This is a genomic window from uncultured Rhodococcus sp. (genome assembly GCF_963525155.1).
GTDB classification, from domain to species: Bacteria; Actinomycetota; Actinomycetes; order Mycobacteriales; family Mycobacteriaceae; genus Rhodococcus_F; species Rhodococcus_F qingshengii.
Genome location: NZ_CAURKP010000128.1, coordinates 1 through 15,622 on the forward strand (window position 1 = coordinate 1; position 15,622 = coordinate 15,622).

Annotated in this window: 15 protein-coding genes and 1 pseudogene; all 16 read right to left on the minus strand. The window is 63.8% G+C overall.

The annotated features are described in order from the left end of the window. A partial coding sequence (locus tag RWT78_RS21265) for a GTPase (RefSeq protein ID WP_314678001.1) occupies nt 1-805 on the minus strand: 805 nt, incomplete at its 3' end. Continuing rightward, nucleotides 802-1,482, minus strand: coding sequence for a (d)CMP kinase (cmk, locus tag RWT78_RS21270; RefSeq protein ID WP_314678026.1), 681 nt, complete (start codon nt 1,480-1,482; stop codon nt 802-804). The genes RWT78_RS21265 and cmk, both read right to left, overlap by 4 nt. A gap of 11 nt (nt 1,483-1,493) precedes the next feature. Next, the gene (locus RWT78_RS21275) at nt 1,494-2,915 is read right to left on the minus strand and encodes a pseudouridine synthase (RefSeq protein ID WP_314678004.1); all 1,422 of its coding nucleotides are present in this window, start codon (nt 2,913-2,915) and stop codon (nt 1,494-1,496) included. A 77-nt stretch (nt 2,916-2,992) separates the two neighbouring features. Further along, nucleotides 2,993-3,676 (minus strand): SMC-Scp complex subunit ScpB, encoded by a 684-nt coding sequence (gene scpB / locus RWT78_RS21280; protein WP_037127047.1) that lies wholly within the window; start codon nt 3,674-3,676, stop codon nt 2,993-2,995. Nucleotides 3,677-3,717: 41 nt separating this feature from the next. Continuing rightward, a complete protein-coding gene (locus RWT78_RS21285; protein WP_046379919.1) occupies nt 3,718-4,539 on the minus strand; it encodes a ScpA family protein in 822 nt (273 codons plus the stop codon). 50 nt (nt 4,540-4,589) lie between these two features. Continuing rightward, nucleotides 4,590-5,603, minus strand: coding sequence for a ParA family protein (locus tag RWT78_RS21290; protein ID WP_158171305.1), 1,014 nt, complete (start codon nt 5,601-5,603; stop codon nt 4,590-4,592). Between the two features lie 143 nt (nt 5,604-5,746). Next, a complete protein-coding gene (xerD, locus tag RWT78_RS21295; RefSeq protein WP_314678007.1) occupies nt 5,747-6,670 on the minus strand; it encodes a site-specific tyrosine recombinase XerD in 924 nt (307 codons plus the stop codon). A gap of 1 nt (nt 6,671) precedes the next feature. Beyond that, the gene (locus RWT78_RS21300; protein ID WP_019748589.1) at nt 6,672-7,304 is read right to left on the minus strand and encodes an NUDIX hydrolase; all 633 of its coding nucleotides are present in this window, start codon (nt 7,302-7,304) and stop codon (nt 6,672-6,674) included. Between the two features lie 6 nt (nt 7,305-7,310). Then, nucleotides 7,311-9,071, minus strand: a complete 1,761-nt coding sequence (locus RWT78_RS21305; protein WP_003946139.1) for a CTP synthase — start codon at nt 9,069-9,071, stop codon at nt 7,311-7,313. Between the two features lie 156 nt (nt 9,072-9,227). Continuing rightward, nucleotides 9,228-10,181, minus strand: coding sequence for a copper transporter (locus RWT78_RS21310; RefSeq protein WP_019748590.1), 954 nt, complete (start codon nt 10,179-10,181; stop codon nt 9,228-9,230). Beyond that, on the minus strand, nt 10,178-11,362 hold the full coding sequence (gene steA / locus RWT78_RS21315) for a putative cytokinetic ring protein SteA (RefSeq protein ID WP_007731902.1): 1,185 nt from the start codon (nt 11,360-11,362) through the stop codon (nt 10,178-10,180). Before steA ends, RWT78_RS21310 begins: the two co-directional genes overlap by 4 nt. Before the next feature lie 86 nt (nt 11,363-11,448). Next, nucleotides 11,449-13,227: a DNA repair protein RecN gene (recN, locus tag RWT78_RS21320; protein WP_003946143.1), complete on the minus strand. Its 1,779-nt coding sequence runs from the start codon at nt 13,225-13,227 to the stop codon at nt 11,449-11,451. Between the two features lie 2 nt (nt 13,228-13,229). Continuing rightward, on the minus strand, nt 13,230-14,177 hold the full coding sequence (locus tag RWT78_RS21325; protein ID WP_003946132.1) for an NAD kinase: 948 nt from the start codon (nt 14,175-14,177) through the stop codon (nt 13,230-13,232). Then, entirely contained in the window at nt 14,174-15,013 is an 840-nt protein-coding gene (locus RWT78_RS21330; RefSeq protein ID WP_003946142.1) for a TlyA family RNA methyltransferase, read from the minus strand. The genes RWT78_RS21325 and RWT78_RS21330 overlap by 4 nt, the downstream gene beginning before the upstream one ends. 1 nt (nt 15,014) lies before the next feature. Beyond that, complete coding sequence (locus tag RWT78_RS21335; RefSeq protein ID WP_003946140.1) at nt 15,015-15,257, minus strand: hypothetical protein; 243 nt, start codon at nt 15,255-15,257, stop codon at nt 15,015-15,017. A gap of 76 nt (nt 15,258-15,333) precedes the next feature. Further along, nucleotides 15,334-15,622: pseudogene (locus RWT78_RS21340) on the minus strand (HAD family hydrolase); the annotation flags it as partial.

A 15,622-nucleotide genomic window follows, 5' to 3' on the forward strand; every position in this document is an offset into this window, starting at 1 on the left:
GACCAGCCGTGTCGACGAAACGCCAAGGGCGCCCGCCGAGTTCGACGATGGAGTCGACGGGGTCGACGGTGGTGCCGGCAACATTGTGCACGACGGACCGCTCGTCACCGGACAGCTTGTTGAGCAAGCTGGACTTTCCGACATTCGGCTTTCCGACGAGAGCAACACGACGCGGACCGCCGCCGGGGATACCTTCACGCGGGGTTTCCGGCAGCTTCTCGAGAACCTCGTCGAGCAGGTCGCCGGTGCCGCGGCCGTGGGTCGCACTCACGGAGTACGGCTGACCGAGGCCCAACGACCACAGCGCTGCAACCTCGGACTCGGTGCGTCCGTCGTCTACCTTGTTGGCAACGAGGATGACCGGAGTCTTCGAGCGGCGAAGCACGCGAGCCACAGCTTCGTCCGTCGCCGTAGCGCCGACAACGGCGTCGACGACCAGGAGAATGGCGTCAGCCGTTCCCATGGCCAACTCGGCCTGCCGGGCAACGGCCTGCTGAAGACCCTTTGCGTCGGGCTCCCATCCGCCGGTGTCCTGGACGAGGAAGCGTCGTCCGGCCCAGTTCGCCTCGTACGAGACACGGTCACGGGTAACGCCGGGGATGTCCTCGACTACCGCTTCACGACGGCCGATGATGCGGTTGACGAGCGTCGACTTGCCGACGTTCGGTCGACCGACAACAGCCAAGGTCGGGACGGCAATGTGCGCTTCGCCTTCGCCGTCCGCTTCGAGATCGGCGTAATCCCACTCCGATTCCTCGGACCAAGTTCCGTCACCGGCATATTCGGTTACCAGATCGTCGCTCACTGCACTGCTCCAGTTCTGTCGCTGACCACCAACAGCAACTTGGCGATCACATCTTCAATTCCCAATTCGCTCGTATCCACCAGAATGGAGTCGTCGGCAGGGCGCAACGGCGACACTGCCCGAGTCGAATCGAGATGGTCACGGCGCTGCACATCAGCCAGCACCGCTTCGTAATTGTCTTCACGGCCTTGGCCGATGTTCTGCGTATTGCGCCGTGCCGCACGGGTTTCCGCCGATGCGGTCAAGAAGATCTTGACGTCTGCATCGGGGAGTACGACGGTTCCGATGTCGCGACCTTCCACGACGATCCGCTCCGCACCCGCCGCCAGCTCACGCTGAGTGGCGACCAGCAGGTCGCGAACCTCGGGCACAGCCGAGACCGCGGAGACAGCCTTGGTGACCGCGTCGCCGCGGATCTCCTCACCGACGTCCGCGCCGTCGAGATGCACCTGCTCACTGCTTGGATCGGTACCGATGGACCACGGCAATGTCGCAACGGCAGCGGTGATCGCGGCGGAATCAGCCAGATCGATTCCCTGACGAAGCACGTGCAGGGTCGCGATCCGGTAAATGGCTCCGGTGTCGAGGTAGCGAGCACCCAAACGCTGCGCCAACGCGCGAGAGACGCTGGACTTGCCGGTTCCGGACGGTCCGTCCATAGCGACTACCAGCGGCATGGACGAATCGGTCACAGGCCGACCGCCTCGTACAGTCCACCGACCTCGCTACGTCCGAGGACGCGCTGCGTTCCCGGACGCTGATCGCCGAGGGCGACAACTCCGACGTTGGTGCGAACCAGACGGACAACGGGGTGACCGACGGCATCGAGGAGGCGACGCACGATGTGCTTACGACCCTCGTGCAGAACCAGCTTGACGAGCGTCTTGCCCTCGTTGATCTCGAGCACGGTGAACGCGTCCACCTTGGCCGGACCGTCGTCGAGGGTGACACCGTCGCGCAACTGCTTGCCGGTGCTGCGCTCGACAACGCCGTGAACCGTGGCGAGGTACGTCTTCGGAACCTCGAACGACGGGTGCATCAGGCGGTGAGCCAGATCGCCGTCGTTGGTGAAGAGGAGCAAGCCTTCGGTGTCGGCGTCGAGGCGGCCGACGTGGAAGAGTCGCTGACCCGACTGAACGCGCTCGGAGACGATGTCACCGACGCACGGACGACCGAGATCGTCGGACATGGTGCACTGCCAGCCACGCGGCTTGTTCATCGCGAGGTAGACGAGGTCCTTCTGCACGACGACGCGGACGCCGTCGACACGAACCACTGCGTTCTCGGGGTCGACACGCAGACCCTGTTCGACCACGATGCGGCCGTCGACCTCGACGCGACCCTGGTCGATCAGCTCTTCAGCTGCACGGCGTGATGCGACGCCGGCCTGAGCCAGCACCTTCTGCAAGCGGACGCCGTCGCCCTTCGGCGGGCCGTCGTGCTTGGTGATCTCGGCATGCTGGTGACGCGCCGGCTTGGCGTTGGAGACCAACGGGTTCTGAGAGACGACACGCTGCGGCTTCTCGGTCTTCGGCTTGCCACGCTTGTTGGTCGCCGGCGGTGTGGGAGCTGCCGGGCGCTTGCGCGGAGGTCCGTCGAACTTGGATCCACGAGGTGCGTTCGACCATGCGCCGCCACGAGGAGCGTCGGGGCGTGCGCCGCGCTGATCGTCACTACGACGGTCGGCGCCGCCACGCGGTGCGCGACGGGCGTCGACGTGGGGGGTACGGCGGTCATCGCTGCGGGGTCCGCGGCGGTCGTCAGTGCGCGGTCCGCGACGGTCGTCGTTGTAGCCACCACGACGGTCGTCCGTACGTGCGGGGCGACGGTCATCGCTGCGCGGCGGGCGACGGTCATCACTGCGCGGCGGGCGACGGTCATCATTGAATCCACCGCGACGGTCGTCCGTGCGGGGACGGTCGGATCCGGCGTTGCGGTCGTATCCAGAGGTACTGCGGGAAGTGTTGCTGCGTCCACCACGGGGCGCTTCGCTACGTGCGCCGCGGGGGGCGTCGCTGCGACCACCACGGGGGGCATCGCTGCGTGCGCCGCGGTTGTCGCGGGAGTTGTGACGGTCCGGTGTGCCATCTCGGCGAGCGGGATTGTTCACTTTTTTCCTGTCAGTTTTCTACTGTTTCCCGAGCGTGGTCGGGTCTTTCTCGGTGCTGACGAGCGCCGGAATTCCGGTCAGTCGTCGACTTCGGTGTCCACTACGTCAGCGGGCACGTCTGCCTTGTTCATTCTCGCAAATCGCGGATCGGATTCCAGGCTTTCGCTGATGTCGTCGATGAGATCGACATCAGGCAAGAGCGGGGCCAACTCCGGGAGCTCGCTGAGCGAGGCCAGGCCGAGCCGTTCGAGGAACAGTTCGGTCGTGGAGTACCGTGTCGCGTTGGTGTCCGGGTCAGGCCCGGCTTCCGCGATCAGTCCGCGGGCAAGGAGGGTGCGTACCACCCCGTCCACGTTGACGCCTCGTACCGCACTGATCCGCGCACGAGTCAACGGTTGACGGTATGCGACTACGGCCAAAGTTTCCAATGCCGCCCTGGTCAATTTGGTGCGTGCGCCGTCCAATAGCAGCTTTTCCACGTACGGGGCAAACTCTTGTCGCGTGTACAGACGCCATCCGTCGCCCGCGTAGCGAAGGTCCATTCCGCTGCCGCGAGCGGTCAATGCGGCCGACATCGACGTCAGGCGTTCTTCGACTCGTTCCGGCGCGGTTCCGGTGACAGATGCGAGTTGGTTCACTTCGGCCGGCGAATCCACGACAAGCAGAAGCGACTCCAGCACTGCGTCGAGTTGATCGTCGTCGAGTTCGAAATCGGGGGCGGAATCTTCGGACTCCGAGGCGTGTTCGGTAGGCTCGATCATCTCGTCTAGCTGCGAAGACTCTGATTCCGTCGGCTCGGCGTTCATCCGTAGTCCTCCTCTGTGACCGGCGCGGCCGGGTCGTCTCCGGTCCAACTCACCATCAGCGGTCCGAGTGCTTCGGGTTGCTCGAACACAATGACCTGCCGGCGATACAACTCGAGCAACGCGAGAAATCTTGCGACTATCTCGACGGTGATCTCACACTCGGCAACGAGGTCCCCGAAGGGTGTCCACTCCCCTATGCCTCGCTCGCGCAGCAACTCGAGAATTCGCTCAGCCTGCTCGGGTATCGAGATATTGGACACATGGAGGTGATCTAGGCCCACTGTCGGCACCGGACGCGGTGTGAACACCGTCGCCGCGATCTCCGCAAAACGCTGAGGATCGACGCCCAACAACACCTCGGGCAGGAGTTCGGTGAACTGATCCTCGACGGCAACCGAGCGCGGATAGCGCCGCAGCGCTGCTTCCTCCAACTCACCGAACAGCGCCGCAACTTGTTTGTACGCCCGGTACTGCAGCAGTCGCGCGAAGAGAAGGTCGCGGGCTTCGAGAAGCGCCAGATCCTCCGCGTCCTCGACCTGCCCGGCGGGCAACAGCCTTGCCGCTTTCAGGTCCAGAAGAGTGGCTGCGACGACCAGAAACTCTGTTGTCTGATCGAGGCCCATCGCACTGCCGAGTTCCTTGGTGTACGCGATGAAATCGTCAGTGACGGTGTGCAGGGCGACTTCAGTGACGTCGAGCTGCCGTTGATTGATCAGGTTCAACAGCAGATCGAACGGGCCTTCGAAATTCCGGAGAGTGACTCGGAAACCGGCGGCCTTGGCTGCGGTCTGAGCGTCGGTCGGCACGTTCGGGTCGATCGAATCCGGCTCGACTTCGACCGAATCTTCTTGCGATGCAATCAGTTCCACTAACGACCAGACCGGTGAATGACCTCGCGGGCCAATGCTCGATATGCCTCGGCCCCAGCCGATTTCGGCGCCCACGTCGTGATCGGCTCACCGGCGACGCTGGTTTCGGGGAATCGGACGGTGCGGTTGATCACCGTGTCGTAGACGACATCGCCGAACACCTCGACGACTCGCGCCATCACCTCACGAGCGTGCAGGGTCCGGGCGTCGAACATCGTGACGACGATGCCGGCCAACTCGAGCTTCGGATTGAGACGGTCGTGCACCTTTTCGACGGTGTCGTTGAGAAGTGCCAGGCCGCGCAGGCTGAAGTACTCGCATTCCATCGGAATGATGACCGAATCGGCGCAGGCAAGTGCATTCACCGTGAGCAGGCCAAGCGACGGCTGGCAGTCGATGAGCACGTAGTCGTACCGATCGAGAACAGGGTGCAACACGCGTCCCAAGGTCTGCTCACGCCCGACCTCGGTGACCAATTGGATCTCGGCGGCCGAAAGGTCGATGTTGCTGGGCAGCAGGTCGAGGCCGTCGACCCGAGTGCGCATCAACACATCGTCGATGGACACACGCGGTTCGACCAGAAGGTTATGGACAGTCAGTTCCAGATCGTGATGCTGAACGCCCAGTCCGGCAGACAACGCGCCTTGGGGATCGAGATCCACCAGGAGCACTCGGCGACCGTATTCGGCCAACGACGCACCCAGGTTGATGGTCGACGTCGTCTTGCCGACGCCGCCCTTCTGGTTGCACATCGCGATGATCATCGCGGGTCCGTGGTGCGCCAACGGTGTCGGTTGCGGCACCTCGCGGGCCGGTCGGCCTGTCGGGCCGAGTTCTTCCGCGGAAACGGTCAGGGTTTCCGCAGGTGGAGAGGCTACTGGCGTCGTATCTATTTCGAACATCGCCTCTGGTTCGGAGGGTACAGCTGGTGCTGACTCGTTCACGCGCTCGAAGAGTTGGGCATTGACATGCGGCGGCGCGGACTCCGCCGCTGGTGGCTGCGATGTCGACACGGTCCGATGCTCCCCTACTCTTTCGGCGGTTGCTCTCGGCGCCGGCAAACCCCCGAAACTGCGGTGGAGGCCGCTCGCGCTCCTTGAACGCTACCGCTTACATCACCGAATGGTCTCGCAGACACGCATGAGCCAACCAACCCCTAACGGGCACGCGGGTGTGCCTGAGCCCACACTTCGCGCAGCGCGGTGACGGTGACCAGCGTGTAGATCTGCGTCGTGGTTACCGAAGCGTGACCGAGAAGTTCCTGCACGACGCGTACGTCCGCGCCGCCGTCGAGCAGGTGTGTGGCAAACGAGTGCCTGAGCGTGTGGGGTGAGACGTCCGCCTTGATTCCGGCAGACGCCGCCGCATCCTGAAGAATCTGCCACGCGCTTTGACGCGAAAGGCGGCCCCCGCGAGCGTTGAGAAACAGGGCAGGAACACCGCGCGTCGCCAGGCTGGGGCGCCCACGGACGAGATACGCGTCCACCGCGGCGATCGCCGGCCTGCCGACGGGGACGATCCGCTGCTTGCCGCCCTTGCCCTTGAGCAGCACGGAACGGGTTTCGGTGTCGATGTCGTCCACGTCCAGATCGATCGCCTCGGTGATTCGCGCTCCGGTCGAGTACAGGAACTCGAGCAGAGCGCGATCCCGCAGATCGCGGGGCCCGTCACCGGCAGCACCGCCACCCGAAGCGTCGAGCAGGGCGATCACGTCGTCGAGCGGCAGAGCCTTGGGCAGCTTGCGTCCGGGCGTCGGCGGCTTGACCGTTCGGGCCACGTCGACGCTGACCAGACCCTCGGCGGCGGAGAACTTGTGAAATCCGCGGACCGCGATCAGGGTGCGTGCTGCCGAACTGGCCGCCAACGGTACGACGCCGGCATCTTTGTCACCCAGGCGCAGATGTGTCACGAATTCGGTGACGTCGTTCTCCGTCACGCCCGCGACGTCGTCGATGCCGCGTCCGTGCAGGTACTCCGCGTACCGATTCAGGTCGCGGCGATAGGAAAGTAGCGTATTGCGCGCAGATCCTCGCTCGACCGCTAGATGGTCGAGATACGAGTCCACCTGTCGGGCAAGCACTTCAGGCTCGCGACTTGCGTTCTCCGAATGCGCGAGGACGATCGGGCCACGGTGCGTCGGCGGGGCGTAGCGGCTTTCCCGTCGCGCGTGCGGTGGCGATCGCGAGAATGCCTGATACCGCTGTGGCATTGACGATGTCGCCGCGTAGCGCCATGTCGACGGCGTCGGCGAGCGGAACCCGCGAAATCTCGAGATCGGCTTCTTCGTGTTCGGGATCGTCGCGCTCCACCTCGTGCAACCCCTCGGCGAGGAAGACGCGAACCGCCTCGTCCGTGAACCCGGGTGAGAGAGCGACATCGACCAGCACCGACCACCGATCGGCGCCGAGTCCGGTTTCTTCGCCCAGCTCGCGCGCTGCCGCCTCGACCGGGCTCTCCCCCGCAGCGTCGAGCAGACCGGCAGGGATTTCCCACAACCGGTGCCCGAGCGGGTGACGGTACTGGTGAATCAGCACCAGGTTGTCGTGCTCGTCCAGTGCCACGACGGCAACGGCGCCGTGGTGTTCGACGACTTCCCGATCGGCACGCTGACCACCAGGCATCGCAACGGTGTCGACGCGCAACGCGATGATCGCGCCGGTGTAGACCGTCTTGGAGCCGAGGGTGTCGAATTCGTGCCGACCGGGATCGCTCATGTGTGGCTAGACCTTTTCCACGTTCTCGACTGCAGCGTCGAGCGCCGTCTCGGTGGCGGCGGTGTCGATCTTCTCGTCACCGTGGACGTCGACGGGCAGGCGCTCTTCGAGCTTGTACGTCAACGCTGCTTCGACGAAGGCGGCGAACAGCGGATGCGGGCGTGTCGGGCGGCTCTTGAGCTCCGGGTGTGCCTGGGTGGCAACGAAGAACGGATGCTGCTCACGCGGGTACTCGACGAACTCGACCAGGTGGCCGTCCGGTGAAGTTCCGCTGAACTGCAAGCCGGACTTGGCAATCCGGTCGCGGTAGGTGTTGTTGACCTCGTAGCGGTGACGGTGACGCTCGGAGACGTCCTCGGTTCCGTAGGCCTGAGCGACGACGGAACCCTTGGTCAGCACGGCCGGGTAAGCACCCAGACGCATGGTGCCACCGAGGTCGGCGTCACCGGCAATGACGTCTTCCTGATCAGCCATCGTGGAGATGACCGGATGCTTGGTGTCCGGCTCGAATTCGGCCGAGTTGGCATCGTCGAGGCCGACGCTACGAGCAGCTTCGATGACGACGCACTGCAGACCCAGGCACAGACCCAGCAGCGGCAGCTTGCGCGAACGTGCGAAACGGATCGCGCCGAGCTTGCCTTCGATGCCGCGGATGCCGAAGCCGCCGGGGATCAGAACACCGTCGACGTCACCGAGAGCGGCCTGCGCTCCGGCTTCGGTCTCACAGGCGTCCGACGGGACCCAGGAGATCTCGACCTTGGACCGGTTCGCGAATCCACCGGCGCGCAGTGCCTCGGTGACGGATAGGTATGCGTCGGGCAGGTCGACGTACTTGCCGACCAACGCGACCCGCACGGTCTCACGCGGCTGGTGAACACGATCGAGGAGGTTGCCCCACACGGTCCAGTCGACGTCGCGGAACGGGAGACCGAGCTGGCGAACGACGTAAGCGTCGAGGCCCTCACGGTGCAGAACCTTCGGGATGTCGTAGATCGAGGGAGCGTCGGGCGTCGAGATGCAGGCGTCGACGTCCACGTCGCACATCAGCGCGATCTTGTTCTTGAGGCCCTGCGGAACGTCACGATCGCAACGAAGGATCAGCGCGTCGGGCTGAATGCCGATGCTGCGCAACGACGCAACCGAGTGCTGCGTGGGCTTGGTCTTGAGTTCTCCGGAAGGGCCGAGGTACGGCACGAGGGAGACGTGCAGGAAGAAGACGTTGTCGCGGCCGACGTCGTGGCGGACCTGGCGAGCGGCTTCGAGGAAGGGCTGCGATTCGATGTCGCCGACGGTTCCACCGATTTCGGTGATCACGACATCCGGGCGGTGTCCCTGCAGATCCGGACCGCTCATCTCGAGGATGCGACGCTTGATCTCGTCGGTGATGTGCGGGATGACCTGAACGGTGTCACCGAGGTACTCGCCGCGGCGTTCCTTGGCGATGACCGTCGAGTACACCTGGCCGGTGGTGACGTTCGCCTGACCGGATAGGTCACGGTCGAGGAACCGCTCGTAGTGCCCGACATCGAGGTCGGTCTCGGCACCGTCCTCGGTGACGAAGACCTCGCCGTGCTGGAAGGGGTTCATGGTGCCCGGATCCACATTGAGATAGGGATCGAGCTTCTGCATGGTCACGCGCATTCCCCGCGCGGTCAACAACTGTCCCAGGCTCGAGGCGGTCAAACCTTTGCCGAGCGAGGAAGCTACACCTCCGCTGACGAAGATGTGCTTGGTGGCGGTACGCGTGTTAGTGCGTGACTGTGGCAAAGGGGCTCCCGTGACGACTGTGCAGGGCTTGGTCTGATGAAGCATGCTGGGGCCTGCCGACCCACGGGATTTCACGGTAACACCTATCGGGGGTCGGTGCCTACAACGCGCCGACTTTCCGGCCCCGATGTGACCGGCGTATCAATACCGGGGTGTTCAGTTGGTGGGTGCGCCGACGGTGACCGCCGCCGCTCCCGGTCCCGTGCCGTAGCGGCCGGCGCCGCCGTTCAACTGTTCCTGAAGTGCCAACGGCGTCGTGATCTTGCCCGATTCCCGGTCGATGTTGTCGATGGTCGTCAAGCCCGCTGAGAGCGCCGCGTCCGCACGTGCGACGGCAACCGGACCACTACCCTCGGCCGAGCCAGGCCGGCCCGCGAGAATCGTTCCTGCGCCGCGTCCGTCGAGAGCACCGGCAAACCGGGCGATGACTGCGCCGCGGTTACCCGTGGCTGCGTCGGATTCACTCTTGTTGTCGCCGGTGAGAACCACGGCGAGCTGAGCCGGTTTGACCGCTCCGTCGTCGTAGCTGATGAAACCGGCGCTACGCAGCGAGTCGAGCGCGAGATTCATCTCGTCCGGAGTGCTCTGCGGTTCGCTGTTCTGCCCGTTGAGAAGCAGAACCGAACCGAGCAGATCACCTGCGAGACTGCCCTGATCGACCGCACCGGTCTTGAGGGTGATCCCCGCAGGGATGACATTGGTGACGACGGTCCGCAAACGGTCACCGCCGGTGGCGTCGACAAACGAATCGGTGAGCGAGACGCGTCCGGTCACGGCGCCGCCGGCGGCAGTGACGAGTCGGTTGACACCGTCGAGATCACTGGGATCCGCGTCCGGTGCCGTGATGACGACGACGGTGCGACCAGCGAGACTGTCACGCACGACGCGACCGCCGACAGCGGCATCGAAGCCGTCCGCGGAATTGAGTTGCTGCTGAAGCTGATTGGACTGTTGATTGAGGTCTTCGATCTCGTTCTGCAGGTCCGCCTTGTCGTCGCGCAGACCCGAAAGCAATCCACTGGACAGCATTCCGGAACCGAGCACCACGCCGATCGCGAGTGCCAGGAAGATTGCCGCTATGGAAATTGCATGTTGACGCATCGAAATCACTTGAAGAGCCCCTGAACCCACAGCGCGAAGCTGTTCCACGTTGCGATTGCCCAGTCGAGAACTTCACTACCGGCATTGGACACGACCAGGGCGACGATCACTGCCACCAGGGCGGCGAGCACCAGGAGCGCGATCGCGCCGCCGGACACTCGACTTCGATACAGCGTTGCCACAGCCTTGGCGTCGACCAGTTTCGGTCCCACCTTGAGCCGTGTCATGAACGCCGACGGATTGCTTTCACGACGCCCACGGTCGAAGAACTCGTCCAAGGACACCACGTTGCCGACCGTCACGATCAGTGAAGCTCCGTGGTGATCGGCGAGCAGCAACGCAAGGTCGGTCGGTGAGCAGGTCGCCGGGAACGTCATCGCCCCGATACCGAGATCCTGGATTCGGGAAAGCCCCGCCGCATGACCGTCCTGGTCTGCGGGCAGTACAACTTCCGCGCCGGACTTGAGGGTGGAACTGGTGATCTCTTCCGGGTCGCCCACGATCAGATCGGGGCGGTATCCAGCCTTGCTCAACACGTCCGCACCTGCGCCGACACCGATCAGGATCGGCGAATACTCCTTGATGAAGGGCTTGAGGTTCTTCAGATCGGCCTCGTGTTCGGGTCCGTCGGAGACGACCACGACGTGGCGATCCTTCAAGTCGATGTCGATGTCCGGAACACCGATTCCGTCGATCAGCAAAGGACTTTCGGTGCGGATGAACTCGATGGTGTTACCCGAGAACGCTTCCAGGTGATCGACCAGGCCGGTCTTGGCCTCGATCATCCGATCGGAGATCTCGGCCTCGGTCTGCTCTTCGCCCTTGACGAGGCTCTTCTCGCCGTTGAAGATCTCGCCCTCGTGCAGGCGGATCTTGCTGCCGTCCTTGACGTTCTTGAAGACGTCACCGTCTACGGCATCGATCAGAACGATGTCGTTGGCGACGATCACTTCCGGTCCGAGGTTGGGGTACCGCCCCGAAATCGACGGCGACGCGTTGACCACGGCCATGACTCCGGCTTTCACCAGAGCATCGGCGGTCCGGCGATCGATGTCGACTTCGTCGAGGATCACGATGTCTCCAGGACCGACGCGGCGTAGAAGCTTCGCCGTGTTCCGATCGGCCCTGGCGATGCCACTGATCCCAGGCAAGGATTCGGTGTTACGTGAGAGCAATCCGGGCATCTTCATGGCTTCGATGATGAACCTGAAACCGCGTTGACCGGTGGAGGCGCGCCGACAACTACCACATCAGTCACACCAACACCACAGAACCTTCAATCTGTGACGCGGGCCGCATTCGCGATCTCGAGCAGTTCTTCGGCGTGCGCACGACCGGTCTCGGTGTCGTCCAGCCCTGCCAACATACGGGCCAATTCGACCACCCGATCCGAATCCGACAAGGTCCGCACGCCACTGCTCACCACGCCGCCTTTGTCGTCGACCTTGTCCACCACGAGGTGGGTGTCGGCAAACGCAGCAACCTGCGGAAGGTGGGTGACGACGATAACCTGATGCGTACGAGCAAGTTTCGCCAATCGGCGGCCGATCTCGACAGCAGCGCGGCCACCGACCCCCGCGTCCACTTCGTCGAAAACCATCGTCGCGCCGGTGTCGCTACCAGCGAGAACAACCTCGAGCGCCAGCATGACGCGTGACAACTCGCCACCGGAAGCGCTCTTGCTGATCGGAAGTGACGGTGCCCCGCTGTGCGCAGACAGACGGAATTCCACCTCGTCGACGCCGGCAGACCCGGCATGAAGGTCTACTCCCCCGACACTGAGCGGCGCCGAGTCCTGCGGGCCCGCAGGCTGAGAACGGACGGTCACCTCGAGGCCCGCACGTCCCATCGCCAGACCGGCGAGTTCCGCGCTGACGGCTTTGGCGAGCTTTGCCGCTGCCTTGACTCTGGCGGCGCTCAGCTTTGTGGCGGCTTCCGCGGTGAGGCCAGCCGTCTCCTCGACCTGCTTGGCCAACAGCGACAACGCATCCGACGACACGTCGAGTTTGGACAGACGAGCGCGAGCGGTATCTGCCCATTCGAGAACACCGTCGACATCGGCGGCGTACTTGCGAGTCAGAGTCTTCAGTTCCGATTGCCGCGACAGCAGCGAGTCCAGAGCACCCGGGTCTGCGGGCAGCCCGGACAGATAGGTGTTCAGGTCACCGGCAACATCGGTGACGACGGCAATAGCGTCGGCCAACCGGGAACCGAGGCCGTCCAGATCTGCGTCGGTGACCGACTCGATACGCGCCCGCGCTTCGGACATCAGGTCTAGCGCCGGCATGACCCCGACGTCGCCGCTGGCCATGTCGTCACTACCGGCGAGCGCAGCGTGCGCCTCTTCCGCAGCCGAGCGGAGCGAATCGAGTTCACTGAGTCGTCGAACTTCGGCAACGATTGCCGTGTCCTCGCCTGGCTCGGGTGCCACGCCGTCGATTTCGTTGAGCGCGAAGGTCAACTGATCTGCTTCTTGCGCCAGTTCACGAGCCTTCGACGTGCGTTCGATCAACTCCGAACGAGCATCGAGCCATTCACGACGGTGTTTGCGGTACCTCGTCAGCAGCGTTCCGATTGCCTTGTCCCCGAAGCGGTCCAGCGCATTGCGTTGCTGGTCGGGACGAAGCAATCGCAGCTGATCGTTCTGTCCGTGGACAGTCAGAAGTGGGTCCGTGAATTCGGAGAGAACTCCCGCCGGCACGCTTCGTCCGCCGAGATGAGCCCGTGAGCGGCCGTCGCTGCCGACTGTCCGGACGGCGATGATGGTCCCGTCCTCGTCGCGCTCGGCGCCGGACGATTCCAGGATTCGGACGATCTCACGCTCGGTGGCCGGTGAGACGTCGTCGGCGATGAATCGTCCTTCGACGACGGCTCGCGACGCGCCCAACCGCACCCGACCGGCATCGGCTCGCGCTCCGCTGAGGAGGTGCAAGCTGGTGACGACCATCGTTTTACCTGCGCCGGTTTCACCGGTCAGGACAGTCAGGCCCTCGTGGAACTGGGCGCTGGCCTCGGAGATCACACCAAGACTGTCGATACGGATCTCTGCGAGCACGATTAGGGCTTCCTTCCTCGCCATCCGGTAACCGGAAGCTCGAACTTGCGAACCATCCGATCAGCGAAGGGCGCAGAGTCCAACCGGACCCACTTGACGGGAGTGGCGCCGCGAACGATCTCGACGCGAGCGCCGGCAGGCAGTTCCAACGTACGACGCCCGTCGCAGAAGACCAGGCCGTCGTGGCTACCGGCGACGGTCTCCACCGCGATGATCGAATTCGGGCTGGTGACCAACGGCCGCGCGAACAGCGCATGCGCGTTGCTGGGTACGACGAGCAAAGCTTCGAGTTCGGGCCACACGACAGGGCCGCCTGCGGAAAATGCGTAAGCAGTCGAGCCTGTAGGAGTGGACACGAGAACACCGTCGCAACCGAAGGCAGACACCGGTCGGCCGTCGACTTCGAGGACAACTTCGAGAACTCCCAAACGCGAACGGTTCTCGATGCTGGCCTCGTTGAGCGCCCACCCGCGGTCGATGATCTCGTCGTCCACCCGAATCACGACGTCGAGTGTCATACGGGACTCGACGCGATATTCCTTGCGAACTACCTGTGCGAGAGCCTCGTCGAGATGCTCGGCCTCGGTCTCTGCCAGAAATCCGATCCGTCCGAGGTTGATGCCCAGTACCGGAATGGACGCTTCTTGAGCGAGTTCGGCGGCGCGCAGAAATGTGCCGTCACCACCGAGAACCAGAACCAACTCGCATCCCACGGCAGCATCAGGGCCGGGATGAACAACCGTGACGTCGAGACCCGGCGCAGAGAAGCCCGCGGGTTCCGTCATTGCTTCGATGCGCGAGCTGTCTGCTTCGTCGACGAGGACTCGCAGCCCGATTCCCGCCCGTTCGAAAATCTTCCCGACTCGCTTGGCGGTTTCCGTGATGTCACGTCGACCAGGGTGTGCGACAAGAAGGATCTCGCGCGACTCGCCGTTCGTGACCGCGTTCACTGGGGCCCTTCCTCTACAGCCTTGCGAATCATGTCCTCCACCGAAGGAATTCCCTCGGTGTCCGGCTCGTGATCACCGGGCGAACCTGTCTTTCGAAGCCACAGGAAATACTCGACATTTCCCGACGGACCGGGCAATGGGCTGGCCACAACACCTAACGTCCGCAGACCTACCTTTGCAGCAGCCTCCGACACGTCGAGCACAGCCGAGATTCGCAATTCCGGATCTCGTACGACGCCACCGGCACCGACGCGGTCCTTGCCCACCTCGAACTGAGGCTTCACCATCGGAACCAGGTCCGCGCCGTCAGCAGTACAGGCGACAAACGCCCCGAGTACAAGTTTGAGAGAAATGAACGACAAGTCCGCGACAACGAGATCGACAGTTCCGCCGATGGTCTCCGCATCAATTGCACGAACATTGGTTCGGTCGATGACGTGCACCCGGTCATCGGACTGCAGGCGCCACACCAGTTGTCCATAACCGACGTCGACTGCGACAACTTCCTTCGCACCACGCGTCAGCAGAACATCGGTGAACCCACCGGTGGATGCGCCGGCGTCGAGGCAACGGCGACCTTCGACCGTCAATCCTTCGGCACCGAAGGCGTCGAGTGCGCCGATCAGTTTGTGAGCACCCCGCGACGCCCACGAAACTTCCTGCTCCACCTCGACGACCCGAAGTGGCGTTCCGGCTTCGATCGCCGTCGCAGGCTTGGTCGCAACGGCTCCCGAGATGAGAACTCGCCCGGCGGAAATCAGTTCTTGCGCATGATCTCGTGACCGTGCGAGTCCGCGACGGACAAGTTCGGCGTCCACCCGTGCTCTACGTGCCACGTCAAGCCCTGTCCACAGAGGCGAGTGCCTGGACGAGCACCTCGTGTGCCTGTTCCAAAATATGTGCCTTCTGCGGAATCACACCTGCTCCGTGCTGATCGTTCGGATCCTGTTCGATGCCGCCGAGGCGCGCCAGCAAACCGTCGACGTCAGAACGTATGCGTTCCGGATCGACGGAAGGGCGTGGCCCGGGCAACGGAGATCCGTTACTCGTGTTTCCGGGGTGCGGTGTCGGCGTGCTCATCGGGCACAACGTTAGTGCATGACTCTCGGTTACGCATACACCCGCACCCCCGCGAGTCGAACACATTTGCGAGAGATCAGACGAGCCAGGATGCAAACAGATCCGCCACGCCGGCATCCGACGCTTCCAGGGTCCGGAACGACGGATTAGCCCATGCGACAGGCGCAACCGCGCGTAGAAGCGACATCTCGTCCCCGACAACCGGGCCGTCGACAACCAGCGCCGACCCGTTCACTGAAACAGACCACTTGGAGTCCGCACCGACCAGCGATTCGACGGCCGGCTGATTGAGCGAATCCAGAGTTGCTGCAATGTAGGTGGGGCGCTGCTCAACCGGAGCCCGCAGTACGTCACCCGGCGTGCTC